This window comes from Actinospica robiniae DSM 44927 (assembly GCF_000504285.1).
GTDB classification, from domain to species: Bacteria; Actinomycetota; Actinomycetes; order Streptomycetales; family Catenulisporaceae; genus Actinospica; species Actinospica robiniae.
Genome location: NZ_KI632511.1, coordinates 8,708,789 through 8,728,713 on the forward strand (window position 1 = coordinate 8,708,789; position 19,925 = coordinate 8,728,713).

The 19,925-nt window shown below is 69.3% G+C and carries 14 protein-coding genes; 11 read left to right on the forward strand and 3 right to left on the reverse strand.

Annotation, left to right across the window (positions count from 1 at the left end; translation table 11 throughout):
* The first annotated feature begins 84 nt into the window (after nt 1-84).
* Genes ACTRO_RS37475 through ACTRO_RS37495 form a run of 5 tightly spaced genes read left to right on the forward strand, consistent with a single transcriptional unit; the run spans nt 85 to nt 4,896 of the window.
* Nucleotides 85-1,527, forward strand: coding sequence for a 1-acyl-sn-glycerol-3-phosphate acyltransferase (locus ACTRO_RS37475; protein WP_034270916.1), 1,443 nt, complete (start codon nt 85-87; stop codon nt 1,525-1,527).
* Nucleotides 1,514-2,935 (forward strand): haloacid dehalogenase-like hydrolase, encoded by a 1,422-nt coding sequence (locus tag ACTRO_RS37480; protein ID WP_169740006.1) that lies wholly within the window; start codon nt 1,514-1,516, stop codon nt 2,933-2,935. The genes ACTRO_RS37475 and ACTRO_RS37480 overlap by 14 nt, the downstream gene beginning before the upstream one ends.
* Nucleotides 2,932-4,368 carry a wax ester/triacylglycerol synthase domain-containing protein gene (locus ACTRO_RS37485; protein ID WP_034270918.1) on the forward strand — a complete coding sequence of 479 codons (1,437 nt, stop codon included), beginning with the start codon at nt 2,932-2,934 and terminating at the stop codon, nt 4,366-4,368. The genes ACTRO_RS37480 and ACTRO_RS37485 overlap by 4 nt, the downstream gene beginning before the upstream one ends.
* 43 nt (nt 4,369-4,411) lie before the next feature.
* Complete coding sequence (locus ACTRO_RS37490; protein ID WP_211244545.1) at nt 4,412-4,648, forward strand: type II toxin-antitoxin system Phd/YefM family antitoxin; 237 nt, start codon at nt 4,412-4,414, stop codon at nt 4,646-4,648.
* On the forward strand, nt 4,645-4,896 hold the full coding sequence (locus ACTRO_RS37495) for a type II toxin-antitoxin system RelE family toxin (protein ID WP_034270921.1): 252 nt from the start codon (nt 4,645-4,647) through the stop codon (nt 4,894-4,896). The genes ACTRO_RS37490 and ACTRO_RS37495 overlap by 4 nt, the downstream gene beginning before the upstream one ends.
* A gap of 70 nt (nt 4,897-4,966) precedes the next feature.
* On the opposite strand, the gene ACTRO_RS46480 is transcribed toward ACTRO_RS37495, so the two are convergent.
* Nucleotides 4,967-6,982 carry an RICIN domain-containing protein gene (locus ACTRO_RS46480; RefSeq protein WP_169740007.1) on the reverse strand — a complete coding sequence of 672 codons (2,016 nt, stop codon included), beginning with the start codon at nt 6,980-6,982 and terminating at the stop codon, nt 4,967-4,969.
* A 408-nt stretch (nt 6,983-7,390) separates the two neighbouring features.
* Here ACTRO_RS46480 and ACTRO_RS46485 point away from each other — a divergent pair, with 408 nt between their 5' ends.
* Nucleotides 7,391-9,415 (forward strand): glycosyl hydrolase family 28 protein, encoded by a 2,025-nt coding sequence (locus ACTRO_RS46485; protein ID WP_051452000.1) that lies wholly within the window; start codon nt 7,391-7,393, stop codon nt 9,413-9,415.
* A gap of 456 nt (nt 9,416-9,871) precedes the next feature.
* On the forward strand, nt 9,872-12,973 hold the full coding sequence (locus ACTRO_RS44515) for a discoidin domain-containing protein (protein WP_051452001.1): 3,102 nt from the start codon (nt 9,872-9,874) through the stop codon (nt 12,971-12,973).
* 50 nt (nt 12,974-13,023) lie between these two features.
* Here ACTRO_RS44515 and ACTRO_RS37515 read toward each other — a convergent pair whose 3' ends face one another.
* Nucleotides 13,024-13,815, reverse strand: coding sequence for a hypothetical protein (locus tag ACTRO_RS37515; protein ID WP_157436675.1), 792 nt, complete (start codon nt 13,813-13,815; stop codon nt 13,024-13,026).
* A gap of 205 nt (nt 13,816-14,020) precedes the next feature.
* Between ACTRO_RS37515 and ACTRO_RS37520 the strand changes: the two genes are divergently transcribed.
* Nucleotides 14,021-14,488: an STAS domain-containing protein gene (locus tag ACTRO_RS37520; protein WP_051452003.1), complete on the forward strand. Its 468-nt coding sequence runs from the start codon at nt 14,021-14,023 to the stop codon at nt 14,486-14,488.
* A 10-nt stretch (nt 14,489-14,498) separates the two neighbouring features.
* Here ACTRO_RS37520 and ACTRO_RS37525 read toward each other — a convergent pair whose 3' ends face one another.
* Nucleotides 14,499-15,281 (reverse strand): metallophosphoesterase, encoded by a 783-nt coding sequence (locus ACTRO_RS37525; protein ID WP_034278529.1) that lies wholly within the window; start codon nt 15,279-15,281, stop codon nt 14,499-14,501.
* Between the two features lie 187 nt (nt 15,282-15,468).
* On the opposite strand from ACTRO_RS37525, the gene ACTRO_RS37530 reads away from it, so the two are divergent.
* The 3 genes from ACTRO_RS37530 (at nt 15,469) to ACTRO_RS37540 (ending at nt 19,916) form a co-directional block, all read left to right on the forward strand.
* A complete protein-coding gene (locus ACTRO_RS37530; RefSeq protein ID WP_034270924.1) occupies nt 15,469-16,125 on the forward strand; it encodes a LysE family transporter in 657 nt (218 codons plus the stop codon).
* Between the two features lie 165 nt (nt 16,126-16,290).
* Nucleotides 16,291-18,132 carry an ABC transporter ATP-binding protein gene (locus ACTRO_RS37535; RefSeq protein WP_157436676.1) on the forward strand — a complete coding sequence of 614 codons (1,842 nt, stop codon included), beginning with the start codon at nt 16,291-16,293 and terminating at the stop codon, nt 18,130-18,132.
* Nucleotides 18,129-19,916, forward strand: a complete 1,788-nt coding sequence (locus tag ACTRO_RS37540) for an ABC transporter ATP-binding protein (protein ID WP_051452005.1) — start codon at nt 18,129-18,131, stop codon at nt 19,914-19,916. The genes ACTRO_RS37535 and ACTRO_RS37540 overlap by 4 nt, the downstream gene beginning before the upstream one ends.
* Nucleotides 19,917-19,925 lie beyond the last annotated feature (9 nt).

Consider the following 19,925-nt stretch of genomic DNA (forward strand, 5'->3'; position numbering starts at 1 on the left):
TCTGATGGTTCTTCAGGCGAACGACGGCGGCCAGCGGGAACAAGGGACTGGAACGGAAGGACCATTGCCCGCCGGGCCCGGCCCGTGCGTCTCGCGGTGCGCCGGCGGCCCTGGGCGGAGGCGCTGCTCGCCGCGCTGACCCGGCCCCTGCTGCGCCACCTGCGCGAGGTGCAGGTGGACGACTCGGCGCTGCGGGCGCTGCGCGAGCTCGCCGAGCGCGACCCGATCGTGTTCCTGCCGGCGCATCGCAGCTACCTGGACTCGCTGGTGCTGGCGCGGGCGCTGGGCAAGGCGGGGTTCGCCCTGCCGTGGCGGCTGGCCGGAGCGAACTTGGCGTTCTGGCCGCTCGGCGCGATCGGGCGGCGCAGCGGCATGATCTTCATCCGGCGCGAGTTCGGCACCGATCCGGCCTATCACGCGGCCGTACGCAGCTGCCTGGCCGATCTGCTCGTTCGCGGACACAGCATCGAGTGGTACCCGGAGGCCGGACGTAGCCGCACCGGGCGGCTACGCAAGCTGCGTCCCGGGATGCCGCGCCTGCTCGTGGCCGCCTACGAGGAATCAGGCATCGAGGATGTACAGGTGGTGCCGGTCTCGGTGGTCTACGACTCGTTGCCGGACATGGAGGCGGTCACCGCAGAGGACGCCGGGGCGATCAAGCGGCCCGAGGGATTGCGAGCCCTGATCGCGTATCTGCTTGCCACACGGACGCTCGGGCCGCGTCGGGCGTGGATGACGTTCGGTGCGGCCGTCTCTCTGCGCGAGGTGACGCGCGACGCGGCCGGGGAGTGGGGCGCCGCCAGAGTCCTGACCAGGCGCGTCGCCGCCGGCCTGCGCGATGCGACGCAGGTGACGGCGGAATCGTTGCTGGCACTCGTCTTCTCGGCGAGTGACGGTGAACCGATCGGCGCCGCTGACCTCCTCATGCAGTCCGGTGTGCTGGTCGAGTACGCCCGTCAGCGGCGGATTCCGCTTTGCCGGCGCTGTCCCATCGAATCAGCGCTCGATGGCCTGGTGCGGACGAGGGTGCTGACTCGCCAGGCCGACGGATACCGCGTCACGCCGGGTTGCGAGCGCATCCTGGCCTACCATCGCAACGTCGCGGAGCACTGGTTCCTGCCCCGTGCGGCCGCCGAGCTCGTGGCCGATGGAGTCATCACCGCGAAGCGGATCAGGACTCTGCTCGCCCAGGCGGATGGCTTCGAGCTGCGCGTGGAAGCGGAAACGTCGGCGCTCGACGGAGGCTGGGAACGTCAGCCGTTCCTGCTCGCCCCGCGCCTGCTCGGCCCGATCCTCGCGGCGTACTACGACGTCGCGGTGAGCCCGGCCACGCGCGCCGCGCCTTCCGCCGAGCTGCGGGACGCGGCGCTCGCGCTGCTCGGAGCCGAAGGTCTGCTGGGCCGCGGCGTCGATGCGGCGGCTCGTGACGACCTCATCCGCGAGCTCGCCTGTCTGGTGCTGAGACTCCGCGCGATGGCGGCACACGATGCCGGGCAGCACGCCGGGACCGCCGATGTCCGACGCTGACGAGCGTGTCGCGGCGATCCTGCGCGGTCCGGAAGGGCCGCAGGTCGCGGCGTTCTTCGACCTCGACGGCACGCTGATCGACGGCTTCTCGGCCACGTCCTTTCTGCGCGGCGCCGGGATCCCGCTGCCGCGTCTGGCCCGGGCGGCCTTCGGACGCGGCCCGCTTCCCCCGCTGCGGCTGCTCGCCGGAAGCGTCGTCGGCGAGCCGAGCGACCGGGACATCCACTTCGCGCACGAGGCTGCGCTGCGAGCCGGCGAGGGCATCCCAGAGCACGAACGGGCGGCGCTGGCAGAGCGCGTATTCGCCGGGCACCTCGCAGCCCGCCTACGTCCGGAGATGTGGGCGCTGGTACAGGCTCACCGGCGCATGGGCCACCGCGTCGCCATCGTCACGGCCGCCAGTCGCTGGCAAGCCGAGCCACTCGCGACGAGCCTCGGCGTCGAAACCGTCCTGTGCACGGAGGTGGCGTCGTCTCCGTTGCGTGGTGAAGACAAAGCGGTCGCAGTGCTCGGATTCGCTTTGCGTCACGACATCGACCTCGTCGCCAGCCATGCCTACGGCGACTCGGGCGACGACGTGCCCTTTCTGCTGGCCTGCGGCAATCCTTGCGCCGTCTGCCCCCGCAACGCCCTGGCCCGCGCCGCACAGGAGCGCGGCTGGAGCATCCTGCGCGCCGAGTCCCGGCCGGCGCTCGGGCCGGTGGCCGCCGCGCGGTCGATCGCTGCGTGGAGCGGGGCGCTAGCCGGTATCGGCGCGGGACTCGGGCTGGCCACAGCCGGACTCGACCGCCGCGACGCCGCCGAACTCGGCATGGCGTTGGCGAGCCGCAGCTGCCTCGAACTCGCCGGCGTCCGTGTCAGCGTGCAAGGTGGCGAGCACCTCGGCGGCCGGCCCGCGATGTTCCTGTTCAACCACCAGAGCTGGCTCGACGTCGCGGTCATGGCCCGGCTGCTGCGCCGGGACTACAGCAGCCTCGCCAAACAGGAACTCAGCCGCGTCCCCGGCCTTGGCGGCTTCGGTCGCAACTTCGAGATCGTCTTCATCGACCGCGACGCCACGGCCGCGTCCTCGGACTATTTCCGCCCCGTGCTCGACCTGCTGCGGCGCGGCGTCTCGGTGGCCGTCGCGCCCGAAGGGACCCGCTCGTCCACGCCCATGCCAGGCCCCTTCCACAAGGGCGCCTTCCTCGCCGCCAGGAAGGCACGCGTCCCGCTGGTGCCGGTCGTCATCCGCAACTCGGGCCGGCTGATGCCGCGCGGCAGTAAAGCCGTGCGCCCGGGCCGCATCGACGTCGTCGTACACCGGCCGATCGACCCGACGCGCTGGGCGATCGGCCGATTCGGCGCCCACATCGACGAGCTGAGGGACCTGTACATCCAGACCCTCACCACCGGAGCCGCCCGATGAGGCCGTCCGAGTACTTCGGCGAGAAGGCCTGGGCTCTGCCGCGGCGGCCCGACCCGCTCAGTACCCTGATGTGGCGCTGCGAGGAGGACCCGGCGCTGCGGCCGGCGCTGGTCGGCGTGATGCTGTTGGACCGCCCGCCCGACCCGCGGCGCTTCCTCGCCGGGCACGAGTGGGCCACCCGGATGATCCCGCGCCTCCGAGACCGGCTCGTCGCACCGCTGCTGACGCCCACGATGCCGATCTGGAGCCCCGACCCGGATTTCGACGTCACCCGGCACCTGCACCGGGCCGCGCTGCCGCAGCCCGCCGACCGGCGCGCGGTGTTCGACCTCGCCGGCCGGCTCGCCGCCGCGCCCTTCGACCTTGGCCGCCCGTTGTGGGAGAGCGTCCTGGTCGAGGACGTCCGCGACGAAGCCGAGCCGTATCACGCCGCATGGCTGGTGAAGATCCACCACTGCCTCGCCGACGGGCCCCTCATCGGGTTCTGGCTCAACACGCTCCTGAGCCGCACCCGCAGTCCACGTCCCGACAAGCCTCAGCCGCCAGCTCCGCCGCGCTGGCTCGACACTCCGCTGACCGAGCACCTGATCGGCCCGCTCGCCGACGAAGCCGCGCCGGCCGCGAAACGACTCGCCCACGACGCGTTCGCGGCAGCACGATCCCCGATCCGCAAGACGATCGAGCTCGCCACCGTGGCCGCCAAGCTCCTGGAGGTGACGACGCGCCCGGCCGGCAAACCGTCCCCGCTGCTCCGGCCGCGCGGCTCGACCCGGCGTTTCGCAGGCGTCCCGATCGACCTGTACCGCCTGCGCGCGACCGCGCGCTCCTTCGGCGTGCCCGTCAACGCGGCGTACTGCGCCGGGCTGTTCGCCGGAATCCGGCTCTACCACGAGGCCCACCGGGTGACCGTCCCCAGCGTCCCGGCGGCGATCACGATGCCCGCCGTCCACACCGGTCCGCGCGGCGGAAACCGTTTCAACGGCGGCAAATTCTCCGGCCCCCTCGACGATCAGGACCCGAAGTCGCTCTGCCGCACCATCGCCCAGCGCCTCGCCCGCGCCGCCCCGCCCTTCCCGCCCGCCGCCCTCGATCTCGTGCTCGGCTGCGTGAACCAGCTCCCGAACACGGCCTTGCTGCCGATGGCCCGCAGCCTGGGCCGCAGCAGCGACATCCAGATCAGCCACGTGGTCACCCTCGGCCGCGAAGCCTACGTCTCCGGTGCCCGCGTCGAGCAGATCTGGGGCTTCGCCCCCGCCCCCGGCTGCGCCGCCATGGCCCTGCTGCTGACCAGGAGAAGCCAAGGCACCCTCGGCCTCACCCTCGACACCGCCGCCATCCCCGACCCCGCGACCTTCGCCTCCTGCATCGTGGTCGGCTTCGCCGAGGTACTCGGCTGTGGTGCCGGACTCGGCGAACCATCGGCCTTGAGATGACAGATCTGTAATTTTGATGTACAGAAGTGGCATCGCTGAAGAGGTGTCCATCACCGACGCGCGTCCCCGCATCGGCGAGCTGGCCAAACGAGTCGCCCGAACTCGCGATCACATCCTGCTGACCAGCAATGACATTCCCGCGGCCGTCTTGGTCAACCCCGAAGAGCTCGCTGAGCTCCAAGAGCGCGTGGTCGTCGCCGAGCTTCGCGCGGCTCGTGCTGAAGGCGCGATTCTGCCCGGCGTACCGTCGGCCGAGGTGCGGGCGAGGCTTGGGCTGTGACCCACCGGGTGGAGTTCCGTTCTGACGCGATCGACCAGGTCGCCGAGTTCGCCAAGGCGGATCCCGACGGGATCCGGGCCTTGCTCGATCGGCTCGATCTGCTTGCCGGCGAGCCGCGCCCGGCCGGGGCTTTCGCCTACAGGCCCGATCACCTGCGCATCCACGTGGGGTTTTACCGTGTGCTGATCCAGGTCGAAGATGAGATCTCACGGGTTCTCGTCGCTCATGTGGGCCGGGCCGGGTCTTAACAGCACAAGCTGGAAGCCGAGCCGCCGGCGAGTGCCGACGGCCCGACCGCGAATCAGTGCTTACCGGGGGCTACAGCCCAGGCCAGGCCGGGAAGCTGCTGCAGCTCGGGATGCTGCCGGTACCGGAGATGTTGGTGACCGTGACATCCGTGCCGGAGGGGGAGATGTTCGAATTGTACATGCTGATGTTCGCGTACTGGGATGTGACCTTCGTCGCGTCGAGGCTGACGTTCTCGAGGGTCAGGCCGAGCATGTGCGAGCTGTCGTAGCCGTCCAGCGTGGACTTGCCGCTGGAGGAGTTGACGGACCTCAGGCCATTGATGGTGACGCTGTTGAAGCTCGGGGGTGAGGAGCCGTCACCGGACAGGTACTGCGGGTCGACCAGGATCAGGTGCTCGACCCCGGTCTCGCAGGTGTTGAGGAAACTCACTCCGGTCACGGCGCCGCCGAAGCTCGAGTCGCTCTTGACCCGCACGCCGTTGTTGCTGGACGCCTTGTCGCCGTGGATGTCGGTGCCGCCGTGGATGTAGTTGCCGGAGAAGGTGACGTTGCTGATGCCGCCGTTCGTCTGGCTGCCCACGGACATGCCGTGGATGCCCCAGAAGCTGTTGTTGCTCACGGTGATGTTGCTCGCCGGGCCGCCTGCGTCGGACTTCACCGCGATGCCGTCGTCACCAGTGTTGATAAAACTATTGGTGATCAGGACATTGCTGGCACTGTCCGGGTCGAAGCCGTCGGTGTTGCGGGAGGTGTCCGGGTCGTCGATGCGCACGCCCCAGGCGGTGAAGCCGCTACCGCCGTCGAGGAGCACGTTGAACATCGGCGAGTTCGTGAGGCTCACGTGGTACATCGTGTCGTTCGAGCTGCCGAAGACCGTGATCAGCTTGGGGTTCTCCTGCTGCGTGGTGGTCTTGGAGTGCGCTGATTCGGCGAGCGACCACCAGGTCGTGCTGCTGCCCAGCATGTCCTGGTCGCCGCGGCCGTCGATCAGGCCTTGGCTGCCGGAGCTGCTCTGGGTGCCCATGATGCCGGCGTTGTTGCCGCGCACCGAGATGAACGGCGCGCAGCCGCTCGCCGTTCCGAGCGTGCTGCCGTCCGAGGCGCCGATGGTGCCACAGGTCGGCTGCCCGGAGACCTGGTAGTCGGCCGGGTTGCGGGAGGCGTAGAGCGTGACGCCGGTGTCGACGAGCAGGACCTCGCCGGCGTTGACGGTGAGCGGGCCGGACAGGAACGCGGCGTTGCCGCCGCTGATCTGGAGCTCGACCGCCTTTCCGGTGCCGGTGCAGCTGTTGAGCGCCGCCTGGATCCGCGCGGTGTCCGGCGGGGCGGACTCCTGCGCGGTGGTGAACAGCTCGTTGCTCGGGTTGGCCAGCTGGGCCGCCAGCGCCGTGCACGTGCCCGGCACGCTCGGCTCACCGGCCGCCGGCGGCGTCGTCGATCCGCTCGGCGTGGGTGAGGCGCTGGGGCTGGCGGACTTGCTCGGGCTCGCCGATGCGGACGCGGAGGCGCTGGCGCCGGTGGTCGGTGCGGTGCCGCCGGTGGTCAGGCTCCAGGCCTTGGTGACGGCGGAGTCGCAGCTGTTCTGCACGATGAGCGTGCCCGCGGTGGTGCCGTTGCTGCTCGAGTTCATGCACTTCGCGCTGTTGACGTTCACCAGCCGGTAGTTGCTCGAGCTCGCGGTCAGCGTCCATTCCTGGCTGGTGGCACCGGAGCAGGCCTCCTGCTCCACGGCCTTGCCGGCGCTGGTCGAGGCCCCGGCGACACCCACACAGAGCCCTGATGAAGCGGACTTGACGGTGTACCCGGTGCCCGCGGCCGCGAGCGTCCAGGTCTGGTTCGCCGCGCCGGAACACGACTGCAGATCGAGCTGCGTGCCGGTGGCGGTACTGGAACCGGGCAGGTCCAGACACAGCCCGCTGCCGGCGTTCGAGATGGTGTAGCTCCCGGCGCCCGCAGCCGCCGACGCCGAAGACGGCAACACGACGACCAGCGCACCGACGATCAGCGCGACCGTCGTGGCGGCCAAAGCGGCCAGACCACGCGCCGGTTTGGCGCGACGCAGGGAGAAGTACGAATGAGAGGACACAAACCCTCCACGGCCTGTCACATAAATAAGGTGGCTTATACTGGCCGCCACCCTCATAACGGCCGTGCGGCGAGAAGTTCTCCGCGACCCGGACCATACGGCAGCCGTCCGGGCTTGGCAAGCCGTGCGCCGAAGCCGTGATCGTCGGCGATGGTAGTTACATCCGACCCGCTCTGTCCTCCGCAGCGTGCCGATCAGTGCTTTGGCCTGCATCGAAGCAGAGATCGATATCGCTCTTGATCAGAAGGCTGACGTGTCGGTGATCGCACCGCGAGAATGATCTCTTGCCAAGTCGGCACGGCTGTCGTAACGTCCCGGTCGCGAGGATTCTCGCAGCACGGCCGTTATGAGGGTGGCGGCCAGGAAAGATGCGCCCCCTTATTTCTCATGACAGGCCGTGGAGGGTTTGTGTCCTCTCATTCGTTCTTCTCCGCGCGTCGGGCCAAACCGACGCGCCTGCTCGCGGCGATGGCGGCCGCGCTGACGGCGTTGCTCGTCGGTGCGCTGGTCGTCGTGTTGCCGTCTTCGGCGTCGGCGGCTGCGGGCGCCGGGAGCTACACCATCTCGAACGCCGGCAGCGGGCTGTGTCTGGACCTGCCCGGTTCCAGTACCGCCACCGGCACGCAGCTCGATCTGCAGTCGTGTTCCGGCGCGGCGAACCAGACCTGGACGCTCGCGGCCGCGGGCACCGGGTACACCGTCAAGTCCGCTTCATCAGGGCTCTGTGTGGGTGTCGCCGGGGCCTCGACCAGCGCCGGCAAGGCCGTGGAGCAGGAGGCCTGCTCCGGTGCCACCAGCCAGGAATGGACGCTGACCGCGAGCTCGAGCAACTACCGGCTGGTGAACGTCAACAGCGCGAAGTGCATGAACTCGAGCAGCAACGGCACCACCGCGGGCACGCTCATCGTGCAGAACAGCTGCGACTCCGCCGTCACCAAGGCCTGGAGCCTGACCACCGGCGGCACCGCACCGACCACCGGCGCCAGCGCCTCCGCGTCCGCATCGGCGAGCCCGAGCAAGTCCGCCAGCCCCAGCGCCTCACCCACGCCGACGGGCAGCTCGAGCTCCGGCCCGACCGTGGCCACCGGCGACAGCCGCACGGTGACCCAGCCGACCGTCCCCGCGGTCTGCCAGACCCTGACCGCGACGCTGTCCACCAGCAACGAGCAGTTCAGCAGCAGCCAGGAGGCGAGCCCGCCGGACACCTCCCGGATCCAGGCCGCCCTCACCGCGTGCAAGGGGAAGAACCAAGCGGTGGAGCTCACCGGCAGCGGCAGCGCCAACGCCTTCCTGTCCGCGCCGCTGACCATCCCCACCGGCGTCTACCTGGTGATCAACTACAACGCCACGCTGTACGCGACCACCGTCGCCTCGCAGTACCAGTCCAGCTCCTCGGACGTGTGCGGGACGATCGGCAGCAGCGACAGCGGCTGCAACCCGTTCATCAAGGTCAGCGGTGCCAACTCCGGCATCGAGGGCATCCAGAGCTCCAGCGGCGCGCAGGGCACCATCGACGGCCGCGGCAACCAGGACATGTACGGCACCTCCACCACCTGGTACCAGCTGGGCGCCACCGCCGGCAACGAGAACAAGAAGCAGAACAACCCGCGGCTGATCGTCTACTCGGGCGCCAACAACGCCGTGCTCTACGACATCAACCTGGTCAACTCCGCCTTCTTCCACGTCACGTATGAGAAGGGCAGCGGCTTCACCGCGTGGGGCGTGCGGATCAAGACCCCGGCCACCGCTCGCAACACCGACGGCATCGACCCGGACGCCGCGTCCAACATCACCATCGAGAACTCGTACATCATGGACGGCGACGACGGTATCGCGATCAAGGGCGGTAGCGGCGAGGCGAGCAACATCACCATCAAGAACAACCACTTCTACGGCACCCACGGCATCTCCGTCGGCAGCGAGACCAACGACGGCGTGAACAACGTGCTGGTGGAGAACAACACCGTCCAGGGCACGGACAGCCTGGGCAATGTCAGCTCGCTCAACAACGGCATCCGGATCAAGAGCTACCCGACCAAGGGCGGCACCGTCTCGGACGTCGAATACATCAACACCTGCCTGACCGGCATCGAGAACCTGATCGAGCTCAATCCGCGCTACTCGTCCTCGAGTAGCAGCAGCAACATCCCCGAGTTCACCAACGTCATCGTGGACGGCATCACCTCGGTGAACTCCGTCTCCGGAGCCACCTCGACGATCGAGGGCTACGACTCCTCACACATCACCGGGCTCACCCTGCAGTATGTGAACCTGGACAACACCTCCTACACCGCCGAGTACGCGAACGTCTCGGAGTACGACTCGAACCTGCAGCCGACCTCCGGCACCAGCGTCTCGCTCACCAAGCTCTCCGCGCCGGTGACCTCCGGCAGCGTGCCGAGCTGCTCGTTCCCCTCGTACCCTTCGCTCTAAGCGCTCTCCTACGTCGAGCGCTTAACGCTTAGTCGCGCTCTTCTTCGGCCCTTGTCCCTACGCTTCGCTGCGGGACAAGGGCCGATCGAGCGCACGGGGAACCCTGTGCCGATTTGGGGCACGGCCCCAAGCCCCACGCCGGGGCTCCGCCCCGGACCCCGCGCGTGGGTTGGTGGGTGGTGAGGGATGTTCGGCGGCGGACGCTGGGGCCCTTCGGATCTGACGGTGTCGGGTCCTTTGGTTTGCAAAGTCTTCGCCAAAAATTTCTGCTGATCGACTCAGTATTGCAGCAGTCTGCGAGCTCGATGGGGCGCGGAGGGCTGTCGGCGGGCGCTGGGGGCGGCTTGACGGGCTTGAAGGCCGGTGCCACTTTTACCGACGCACGCAGAGCCCTGAGCTGCCGGGGTCTCTGGCTGAACCCACCCCTGTTTCCGGCCGGAGGGCTGTGACCCGCCTATGCGCATTCACTACTCGAGCACGCGCGGCCGTGTGTTCACGGCCCTGGCAGGCCTGTTCGCCGGCCTGGTGCTTCCCGTCTTCGGCGCCGCGGCGGTCGCCAGTGCGAGCTCGGCCGCCTATCAGGCGCCGGGCACGCCCGCGCCCAGCGTCGCCGGGGCGACGACGCCGTTCTCCACCTACGAGGCGCCCTTGGGCACGCTCGGCGGCGGGGCCAGTGTCATGTCCCTCACCTCCGCGCCCACCAGTCAGTACGACTCGCCGCAGGGCGAGGCTGACGGGCACGCCTACGTGCAGCTGACCGGCACGGGCCAGTCTGTGCAGTGGACGAACCAGACCGGTGCGCCGATCAACTTCCTCAATGTGCGCGCCTCGATCCCGGACACCGCCAACGGCAGCGGGCAGACCGCGACCCTCGACCTCTACGTCAACGGAACCTTCCGCCAGGCGATCGCGATGAACTCGATCCAGTCCTGGGAGTACGAGGGGAACAACAACTACAACGGCAGCGACCAGAACCCCGGTGACGGGGATCCGCGCGACTTCTGGGACGAGTTCCACGCCTTCGTCTCCGGCGCCGCTATCCCGGCCGGGGCCACCTTCAGCCTCGAGAAGGATTCGTCGAACTCGGCCTCCTTCTACTGGATCAACTCCGTCGACGTCTGGAACGCGCCCGCCGCGGCCACCCAGCCGGCCAACTCGATCTCCATCACCAGCTGCGGCGCCGTCGGCGACAACACGCCGACCAACGGCAGTGCGGCGGCCGGCGCGACGGACAGCACCGTCGACATCCAGAACTGCGTCAACCAAGCCCAGTCCGCGAACAAGATCCTGTGGATCCCGGCAGGCACGTTCTACCTGATCGGCACGTCCAGCATCGTGGTGAACAACATCACCGTCGAGGGCGCCGGCTACTTGTACAGCGAGATCTACCGCGACGTGCCCCTGCCCAACAACACACCGCTGGGTTCGGCCTTCCAGTGCTACTCCTGCCACCTGCAGTCCTTCCAAATCGACTCGGACTCGACGAGCCGTGCCGAGGTCGACGGCGGGGGAGGGGCGGAGGACACCACCGGGACCAACTGGTCGCTGGAGAATCTGTGGGTCCAGCACGTGGAGTCCAGCGTGTGGGCCTCGGGCTCCGGCGGCACCGTCGAGAACGACCTGTTCACCTCGATCTGGGCTGACGGCTGCAATCTCAACAACGTCTCGCTCACCGGCACTTCCGGCAGCAACCTGACAGCCACGAACAACTTCATCCGAGGCACCGGCGACGACGGCATGGCGATCAACTCGGTCGCCTACAACGGCTCGACCACGTATACGGCGATGACCAACATCACCCTGACCCACAACACGATCATCGCGCCGTGGGGCGGCAAGGGTATCGGCGTCTACGGCGGGTCCGGGCACATCGTGGAGGACAACTTCATGTCCGACACCGCCCGCTACATCGGGCTCGGCGTCGGCCGGTTCGGCGTGAACGGCAGCGACATGACCGGCGCTACCGTCTCCGGGAATTACGTGGTGCGCGCCGGCGGCAACGCATACAACCAGGGGCAGCCGGCTCTGCACGTGGGCAACGGCGGCGACGGCCAGAACACCGGGGTCGTCTCGAACGCGACGGTCACCGACAACACCGTGATCAACTCTGTCTACGACGGCATCGCGTTCTCCACCTCCACCGGAACCAACCTGTCGGACAACCAGGTGATCAGCCCGTGGCGCAACGGGATCACGATCTCGCCGCCCTTCTATCCGGCCACCTCCGGCAACGCCACCCTGACCGGGAACTCGGTGACCGGCCTCGGCTCCGGGTACACCGCCTTCGTCAACTACTCGAACGGGGCTTTCACGGCCACGGCGTCGAACAACAGCTGGCAACAGGCCGTTACTGAGGGCCCGTACGGTGGCACGGCCGCGGCCGTACCTGGCGCTGTGCAGGCAGCGAACTACGACACCGGCGGCCAAGGCGTCGCCTACTCCGTCGGCTCCGTCAACGGGACCGCCAACAGCTACCGTACCGACGGCGTCGACCTCGAGACCTGCACCGACACGGTCAGCGGCTGCGGCTACGACCTCGGCTGGAGTTCGTCCGGCCAGTGGTTCCGCTACACCGTCAACGTGTCCACGGCCGGGACGTACACGCTCAGCCTGCGCGTGGCCGCGCCCTCTGCGGTGACAGACGCCTTCCACCTGACCGACGCTCAGGGCAACACGATCCTCAGCGCGCAGAACCTCCCGGCTACCGGCGGCTGGCAGACCTGGACCACGCTGACCGGCACCGTCACCCTCGCCGCCGGGCAGCAGACGCTGGTGCTCGCCGAGGACAACGGCGGCTGGAACCTGCGCTACCTGTCGTTCGCCTCGGGCTCGGGCGGCCAGCCCGCGCTGACTGCCTCGCCCGGATCAGTGGCCTTCGGCAGCCAGAACGTCGGCTCGACCAGCGCGGCGCAGACGGTGACGGTGTCGAACCCCGGCAGCACGGCGGCCACGGTGACCTCGGTCTCGACCAGCGGTCCGTTCGCCCAGTCGAACACCTGCGGCAGCTCGATCGCGGCAGGCGGCTCGTGTACGGTGCGGGTCACCTTCAGCCCGACCGCCGCGGGCGCGGCGTCGGGCACGCTCTCGATCGCCGGCAGCCCGCTGACGGTGGCGCTCTCCGGCACCGGAGTGTCCGCGAACACGAACCTCGCCCTGAACAAGACGGTCACGGCCAGCGGATATACGCAGACGTACACGCCGGGCAACGCCGTCGACGGGAACACGAGCTCGTACTGGGAGTCCACCGACAACGCGTTTCCGCAGTGGCTCCAGGTCGACCTCGGCGCCTCGACCGGCATCGGCCGAATCGTGCTGGACCTGCCGCCGTCCACGTCCTGGGGCACACGCACCCAGACCATCCTGGTCCAGGGCAGCACCGACGGTACGAACTACAGCACGCTGGTCGCGTCGCAGGGCTATACCTTCAACCCCGCCGCCGGCAACACGGTCAGCGTCACGTTCACGAACACGAGCGTGCGCTACCTGAAGCTCACCTTCACGGCCAACACCGGCTGGCCGGCCGGGCAGCTGTCCGAGCTGCAGGTGTACACCAGCTGAGCCCTCTCGCCCTGGTAGAGCCCGGATGGCGGCTCTACCAGGGCCGCATCTCAGCGGAACCCCGCCGCCACCGGGTAGTCCTCGGAGTCCAGCCGGCGCACCGTCACCGCGTCCGCGCCGGCCAGCGGGTGTCCGACCACGTGGTGTCCGGACGCGCCGCCGACTGCGACGTTGTTCAGGACCGCGGGCTTGTCGTTGTTCCACAACACCACGCGGAACGACGCGCTGCCGCCCTCGTAGCCGTCGGCCGCGAGCACCAGCTGGGCGACGCCCGGAGGCACGATGAAGGCGTACTCGCCGGGGTGGACGGAGAGCGGTTCGAGCTGCATGGTTTCCTCCGCGAGGATGGCGGCCGAGGCCGCGGGCTTCGGCGCCGGGTCCACGCCCGGCCAGTAGTCGGCCACCGACGAGGTGTCATAGGAGGCGTTCGACGCGTACTGCTTCGCCACGGCACCGGACGGGATCGTCGGGTCGCCGTCGTAGTGCGCGATCCACCAGTGCGGCTGGGCGACGCCGGCGTCCTTGAAGGCCTGGATGCCGGCGCTCCAGCTCGAGGCGTTGGTGTACACGGTCGGGTCCACCCCCGCCGCCCGGCGGCGCACCGCCCACTTCACCCATTCGGCCCAGGTGCCGTTGTCCGGCGGCCCGTCGCCGACGACGCCGTCGTTCGTGCCCGTCGAAGTGGCGATGCGCACCACGCTCTTGCCCGGGAAGCGTTCCGCGATCGCGGCGGCGTCGGGCCAGCGGCCGTCCACGTACCCGGCATACAGGTCGCCGCCGGATGGAAGGTTCGACGGGGTGATCCCGTCGTACATCGTGCGCATCGCAGCTCCCTCCGCCATCCGGCGGGGGTTACCGGAAGGCGAGTCGCCTGTGCCCGCGGCGCGGAGGCGCCATGCACCTCGAAAGGGTCAAAGATTGCCCTCGCGGTGGCGAAACCGGCGCGGGACCGCCGGAATGACGCCTGCTGTGTCGCTGCGATGCGGACGGGTCCACTGCTTGAATGAGCACAGAAGCGGTGACCGTCTCGGTCGTGAGGAGAAGCCGATGTCGACCGACGATCCGCCGAGGCCGGGGTCCAGGCGGGCCCGGCCCGGCTACAGCCGCCGCCTGCGCTGCGGGCTGCTGTCGGCGGAGCTGTGGCTCGAGCGCGGCCGGGTCGCCGCGCGGGTCGGCGGCGACCTCGACGTATTCTCGGCCGGCGACCTCGGGGCCGCGCTCAGCCTGGCGCAACGCGAGGCGCCCGACGCGGCCGTGCTGTTCCTGCTGCACGAGCTCGGCTTCTCGGACAGCTCGGGCCTCGGCGTGTTCGTCGGGGCGTTCAAGCGGGCCCGGGCGGCCGGCGGCGCCGTCGCCCTGGTCGGCGTGCCCGACTACCTGGTCAAGACGCTGCGGATCACCGGGCTCACCGCGTATCTGCCGTCCTTCTCGACCTTCGAAGAGGCCTGGGACTGGATGGAACGCCGGCCGGACCCGGCCGCCTCGCGCAAACGGCTCGAGCCGCGGCACTACTGAGCTCGGCCGCTCACGCCACGGTGCGGTAGTGCGTGGTCAGCCGCCGATCCTCGTCGAGGATGTGGAAGGCGAGTGCCGGCGGCTGGTCGAGATGGACGAAGTCGTTCCCGGAGGTGGGATTCTCCCAGGGCAGCCGCAGCGTGGAGACCACGCCGGGCGCCACCAGCAGCGGGCGGTCGGCGAACATGGTGGCGGCCGCGGTGTGGGCGTGGCCGCAGAGGTAGCCGGCGATGTTCGGGTACTGCTCCCCGAGCGCGGCGAGACGTTCCGCCCCGAACTGCCGCATGACATCCATGAACGGGATGTGCAGCGGCTGCGGCGGGTGGTGGAAGGCGACGAGCACCGGCACGTCCGGCTCGGTGCGGTGCAGCACCGTCTCGAGCCAGTCCAGGGTCTCCGCGTCGAGGTAGCCGTCGTTCTTGCCCGGCACCGAGGAGTCGCAGGCCGCGATGACGCAGCCGTCGAGGCGCAGCACCTGGTTGATCGGCGCCACGTCGGACGAGCCGGCGACCTCGGTCCGCAGGAAGTGGCGGCGGAAGGCGGCGCGCTCGTCGTGGTTGCCGGGGCAGACCAGGGTCGGGTGCCGGCTCTCCAGCAGCTCCCGGGCCGAGTCGTACTCGGCCGGCTCGCCGTGGTCCGCGATGTCACCGGTGACCACGACGGCGTCGAGGTCGTAGGGCAGGTCGTCGAGGTAGTCCAGCACCGCCCGGGCCCGCCGGATGCTGCGCACGCCCTCCGGCGTGTCCTGCCCGACGTGGTCGATGTGGACGTCGCTGACATGCGCGATGACGATGGACAAGATCCAGGACCTTCCCGAGACGTGAAATGACCGCGTGGCCACGCTACCGGCCCGCGCGCGGGCGTGCCGAGGCTTTCCATCGCGCCGGTGACCTGGCCCGCAAATGCCGGTGCGGGTACCCGGACCGGCTTTGTACAATGCCCTTTTCAGCGTCACGGCCGCTGCCTTCCGGGAGGGCGATATGGGCACGATCCTGGTCGCCGGGCTGCTCGCCGGGTTCGGCATCGCGGTGCAGGTCGGCGCGATCACCGTGCTCATCATGAGCCTGTCCGCGAACCATTCGCTGCGTACCGGGTTGGCCGCGGGGATGGGCACGGCCACCGCGGACGGCCTCTACGCGCTGCTCGCGACCACGGCCGGAGCGGGGGTGGCCGCACTGCTGCGGCCGATCGCCGGGCCGATGCGGTGGATCGCGGCGGCCGTGCTCGTGCTGATCGCGGTCCGGGGCGTCACCGTCGCGCTGCGGACGCGCCGCACCGACGCGGCCACGGTCTCAGCGGACGAAACCGAGTCGGCCGGCGAGGCCACGGCGGAACCGGCCCGGCGCCCGCTCGGGGCGTACTTCCAGGTGCTCGGCCTCACCATTCTCAATCCCCTGACGATCATCTACTTCTCGGTGCTGGTGCTCGGCCTGCACAACGGCAGCTCGTGGAGTATCGCCGACGCGGCCGTCTTCGTGCTCGCCACGGTCGCCGCCTCCGCCTGCTGGCAATCGGTGCTCGCGCTGGGCGGCGCGCTGATCGGGCGCGCGCTGACCGGACCGCGCGGACGGCTCGGCTCCGCGCTCGTCGGGAACGCGGTCATCGCCGTGCTCGCCGTGCATCTTCTGGTCGGCTGACCGCTCGCACTGCACTGAATTCATCGAAGCGCTTCGAATCTCGTCGATGCCCGTCGATCAGTATGTTCGTGCCGGTATTCGGTTGACAGGGCTCAGCGCGCGGTGGCAGTTTCGAAGCGCTTCGATCGCTGCGGTCGAGTGCCCGTCGAGAGTGAGGCGCGAGTCTTGGCCCGATCCGAAGAACAGCGCGAGATGTTGCACCTACGCCGGCAGCTGCTCGGGCTGCTGCGTGACGGCGGTTGGTTCGCCACGGCGCTTTTCAGCGTGATCCAGCTGGTGCAGACCGTCCTCCCGGCCCTGACCGCGCTGGCCACTGCCGCCGTCGTCGACAGCGTCGGGCGCACTTCCTCGGGCAGCGTCTCGAGGGTCGTCGCGCCGCTGGCTCTGCTCGCCTCGACGCTGATCGCCGCGCAGGTGCTCATGGCGATCCAGATGCCCACGATGCTGATCGTGCAGAGCCGCATCGACGTCGCCTACCGGGAACGGCTCGCCGGTCTCACTTCGCAGTCCGACACCATCACCGTGCTCGAACAGCCCGCCGTGCAGGACCTGATCGCCACCGCGAACGCCGAACCGAGCACGTGGATCGAGAAGACGCCCGGGCAGGGCGCCACCTCCCAGCTGATGCTGATGGTGCGTTACCTCGGCCTGATCTCCTCCGCGCTGGTGCTCGTCCGCTTCTCCTGGTGGCTGGTGCCGCTGCTGGTCCTCCCGGCGTTCGCCTACCGCGCGCTCGCCCTGCGTCAATGGCTCAACCACTTCCGGATCTGGGCCGCCGGGATCAACCACCACCGGCGCTACCAGTACTGGAGCAAGCTGGCCTTCGCCCCCTCGGAGGGCAAGGAGATCCGCGTGTTCGGCCTCGACGACTGGATCTCGCGCACCGGCCAGACCCACAGCCTCACCCACATGCGGCCGGTCTGGGCGGACGACTACCGGGCCGCGCGGGCCAAATGGCTCCAGTCGGCGCTCCTGTTCGTGCCGCTGCTGATCGCGTTCCTGGCCGTGTGCGTGCAGACCGAACACGGCCGGACCAGCCTCGCCACCGAGACCGTCGTGCTCACGGCCGCGTGGGCGACCTTCCAGGGGATCGGCTACACCTTCGACTCGATCAACGTCCAGGGCGTCGTCCCCGTGATGCGCGCGTACAACAAGCTCGCCGGCGCGCTCACCGACACCCGCCGGGAACCGGCCGACGCGCCGGCCCTGACGAAGACGCCGACGCTCACTTTCGAAAAGGTCGGATTCCGCTACCCGGCCACCGAACGCGACATCCTCAAGAGCCTCGATCTGGAGATCGAGCCCGGCGAGCTGCTCGCGCTGGTCGGGATGAACGGCGCGGGCAAGTCCACCCTGACCAAGCTCCTGGCCGGTCTGTACGAGCCCACCTCCGGCACGATCCGCGCCGACGGCCGCGACATCGCCGAGATCGGATACACCGCCTGGCGCCGCGAGCTCGCGATCGTCTTCCAGGACTTCGTGCGCTACCCGCTCTCCGCGCGCGAGAACGTCGCCCTCGGCGCGCACGTCGATCAGGACCTGCTGGACTCCGCGGCCCGCGAAGCAGGGTTCGACGAAGTGCTAGCCCGGCTTCCGGACGGCTGGGACACCCCGCTGTCGAAGGAGCTGGCCGGCGGCGTGGACCTGTCCGGCGGCCAGTGGCAGCAGGTCGTGCTCACCAGGGCGGTCTACGCGATCAAGCGAGGTGCGAAGATCCTGGTGTTGGACGAGCCGACCGCGCACCTGGACGTGCGCACCGAGTTCGAGGTCTTCGAACGGCTGACCCGGCTCGCCCGCGACGCCACCGTGATCCTCATCTCGCACCGGCTCTCCACCGTGCGCCAGGCCGACCGGATCGTGCTGCTGGAGAACGGGCGCATCGCCGAATCCGGTAGCCACGAGGAGCTGCTAGGCCGCGGCGGCGACTACGCGGCGATGTTCACCATCCAGGCCGAGCGTTTTCAGAGCGGCTACGAAGACCGGGTCGAAGAGGGGGAGCTGCTGTGAAGACGCTCCAGGTCCTGCGCGGCAACGCCGCCCTGTTCCGCGAGATCTTCGGGCTGTGCTGGCGCCGCAGCCGGGTGCTGTTCCTGACCGTCTGCGCCTGCATGACCCTCGACACCTTCGCCATCGCGGCGATCGGCGTGTGCATGCGGGCGATGGTCTCCGGCACGATCCAGTCCCGCGGCACGCTGATCGTCGTCGGCGCCGTCGGCGCTGCTCTCGGCTACGCCGCGTCGATCACCTTCGGCGAGATCGTCTTCAGCCTGCGGATCAACCTGTGCGAGCTCGTCGCGCGCGAGCACTACGACCGGCAGATCCAGATGGCCGCGATGGGCATCGAAGGGGTCGAGCACCTCGAGAACACCGAATACCTGGACAAGCTCACCGCGCTCTACGACCAGACCTGGGCGATCGGGCAGTCCGCCTGGAACGCGCTTGAAGCCGTCGCCCTCGTGGTGCGGCTTTTCCTCGTGCTGGGCCTGCTCGGCAGCATCAGCCCGGTACTGCTGGTCATCCTCGTCGCCGGCGTGATCCCGCTCTACTTCGAGCAGCGCGCCCGCAGCGTGATCCAAGCCGCCGAGAGCGCACGCTCACAGGACAAGCGGTTGCAACGTCGTCTGTTCGAGATCCTGACCGGCGGCGCGACCGGGAAAGAGGTGCGGGTCGCCGGAACCAGCGAGCACCTCGTCCGGCTGCAACGGGAGGCCGCCGAGCGCAGCGAGGGGATCTGGCGCCGCGCCAACCTCAATGCGGGGCTGCTCAACGCGCTCGGCTGGAGCGTCTTCGCGGCCAGCTTCGTGGCCGGACTCGCCGTCGTGGTCGTCTCCGCCGCGAACAACCCGACCCACCTCGGCGACATCGTGCTGACCATCACCGTCGGCACCCAGCTGCGCTCGCTGGTGCAGAACGCCGTGCGGGCGTCCTCGAACACCGGCGGGTCAGGGCGCGTACTCGACCCGTACCGCTGGCTGCGCGCCTACGAGGCCGAGCACACCAGCGCGGCGACCGGCGTCGCGCCCGCCCGGCTGACCCAGGGCATCACCTTCGAGGACGTCGGTTTCAGCTACGCCAACAGCGACCGGCTCGCCCTCGACGGCATGTCCGTCACCTTGCCGGCGGGCAGCGTCGTCGCGGTCGTGGGCGAATACGGCTCGGGCAAGACCACGATCGTCAAGCTGCTGGAGAAGATGTACCGCCCGACCTCCGGGCGCATACTCATCGACGGCGTCGACCTCGCCGACATCGAGACCAGGTCGTGGCGAGGCGCGACAGCCGCCGCGTTCCAGGACTTCGGCCGCTACCACAGCACCTTCGCCCAGGGCATCGGCCTCGGCGACCTCGAGCACCCCGAACGGTTGCCCGCCGCCATCGCCCACGCCGATGCGCAGGCGCTGGTCGACCGGCTCCCCGACGGCGTCGAGACCCAGCTCGGGCGAGCCTTCGGCGGCGTGGACCTGTCCGAGGGCCAGTGGCAGAAGCTCGCGCTCGCCCGCGCCTCGATGCGGCCGGTTCCGTTGCTGTTCGTGCTCGACGAGCCCACCGCGTCCTTGGACGCTCCGAGCGAGCACGCCATCTTCGAACGCTACATGGAACGCGCCCGCTCGATCGCTCCCGGAGGGATCACCGTCATCGTCTCCCACCGCTTCTCCACGGTCGCCGGCGCAGATCTGATACTCGTGCTCGACAAGGGCCGCCTCGTCGAGGTCGGCTCCCATGAGGAACTGCTTGCCGAATCGGCCACGTACTCCGAGCTTTTCTCCCTCCAGCAGACGGCATATACATCATAGAATGTGCAC

Coding starts and splice junctions, on each gene's coding strand:
- ACTRO_RS37480 (WP_169740006.1), top strand. CDS start 1,514: ATGTCCGACGCTGACGAGCGTGTCGCGGCGATCCTGCGCGGTCCGGAA.
- ACTRO_RS37485 (WP_034270918.1), top strand. CDS start 2,932: ATGAGGCCGTCCGAGTACTTCGGCGAGAAGGCCTGGGCTCTGCCGCGG.
- ACTRO_RS44515 (WP_051452001.1), top strand. CDS start 9,872: ATGCGCATTCACTACTCGAGCACGCGCGGCCGTGTGTTCACGGCCCTG.
- ACTRO_RS37515 (WP_157436675.1), bottom strand. CDS start 13,815: ATGGCGGAGGGAGCTGCGATGCGCACGATGTACGACGGGATCACCCCG.
- ACTRO_RS37520 (WP_051452003.1), top strand. CDS start 14,021: ATGTCGACCGACGATCCGCCGAGGCCGGGGTCCAGGCGGGCCCGGCCC.
- ACTRO_RS37530 (WP_034270924.1), top strand. CDS start 15,469: ATGGGCACGATCCTGGTCGCCGGGCTGCTCGCCGGGTTCGGCATCGCG.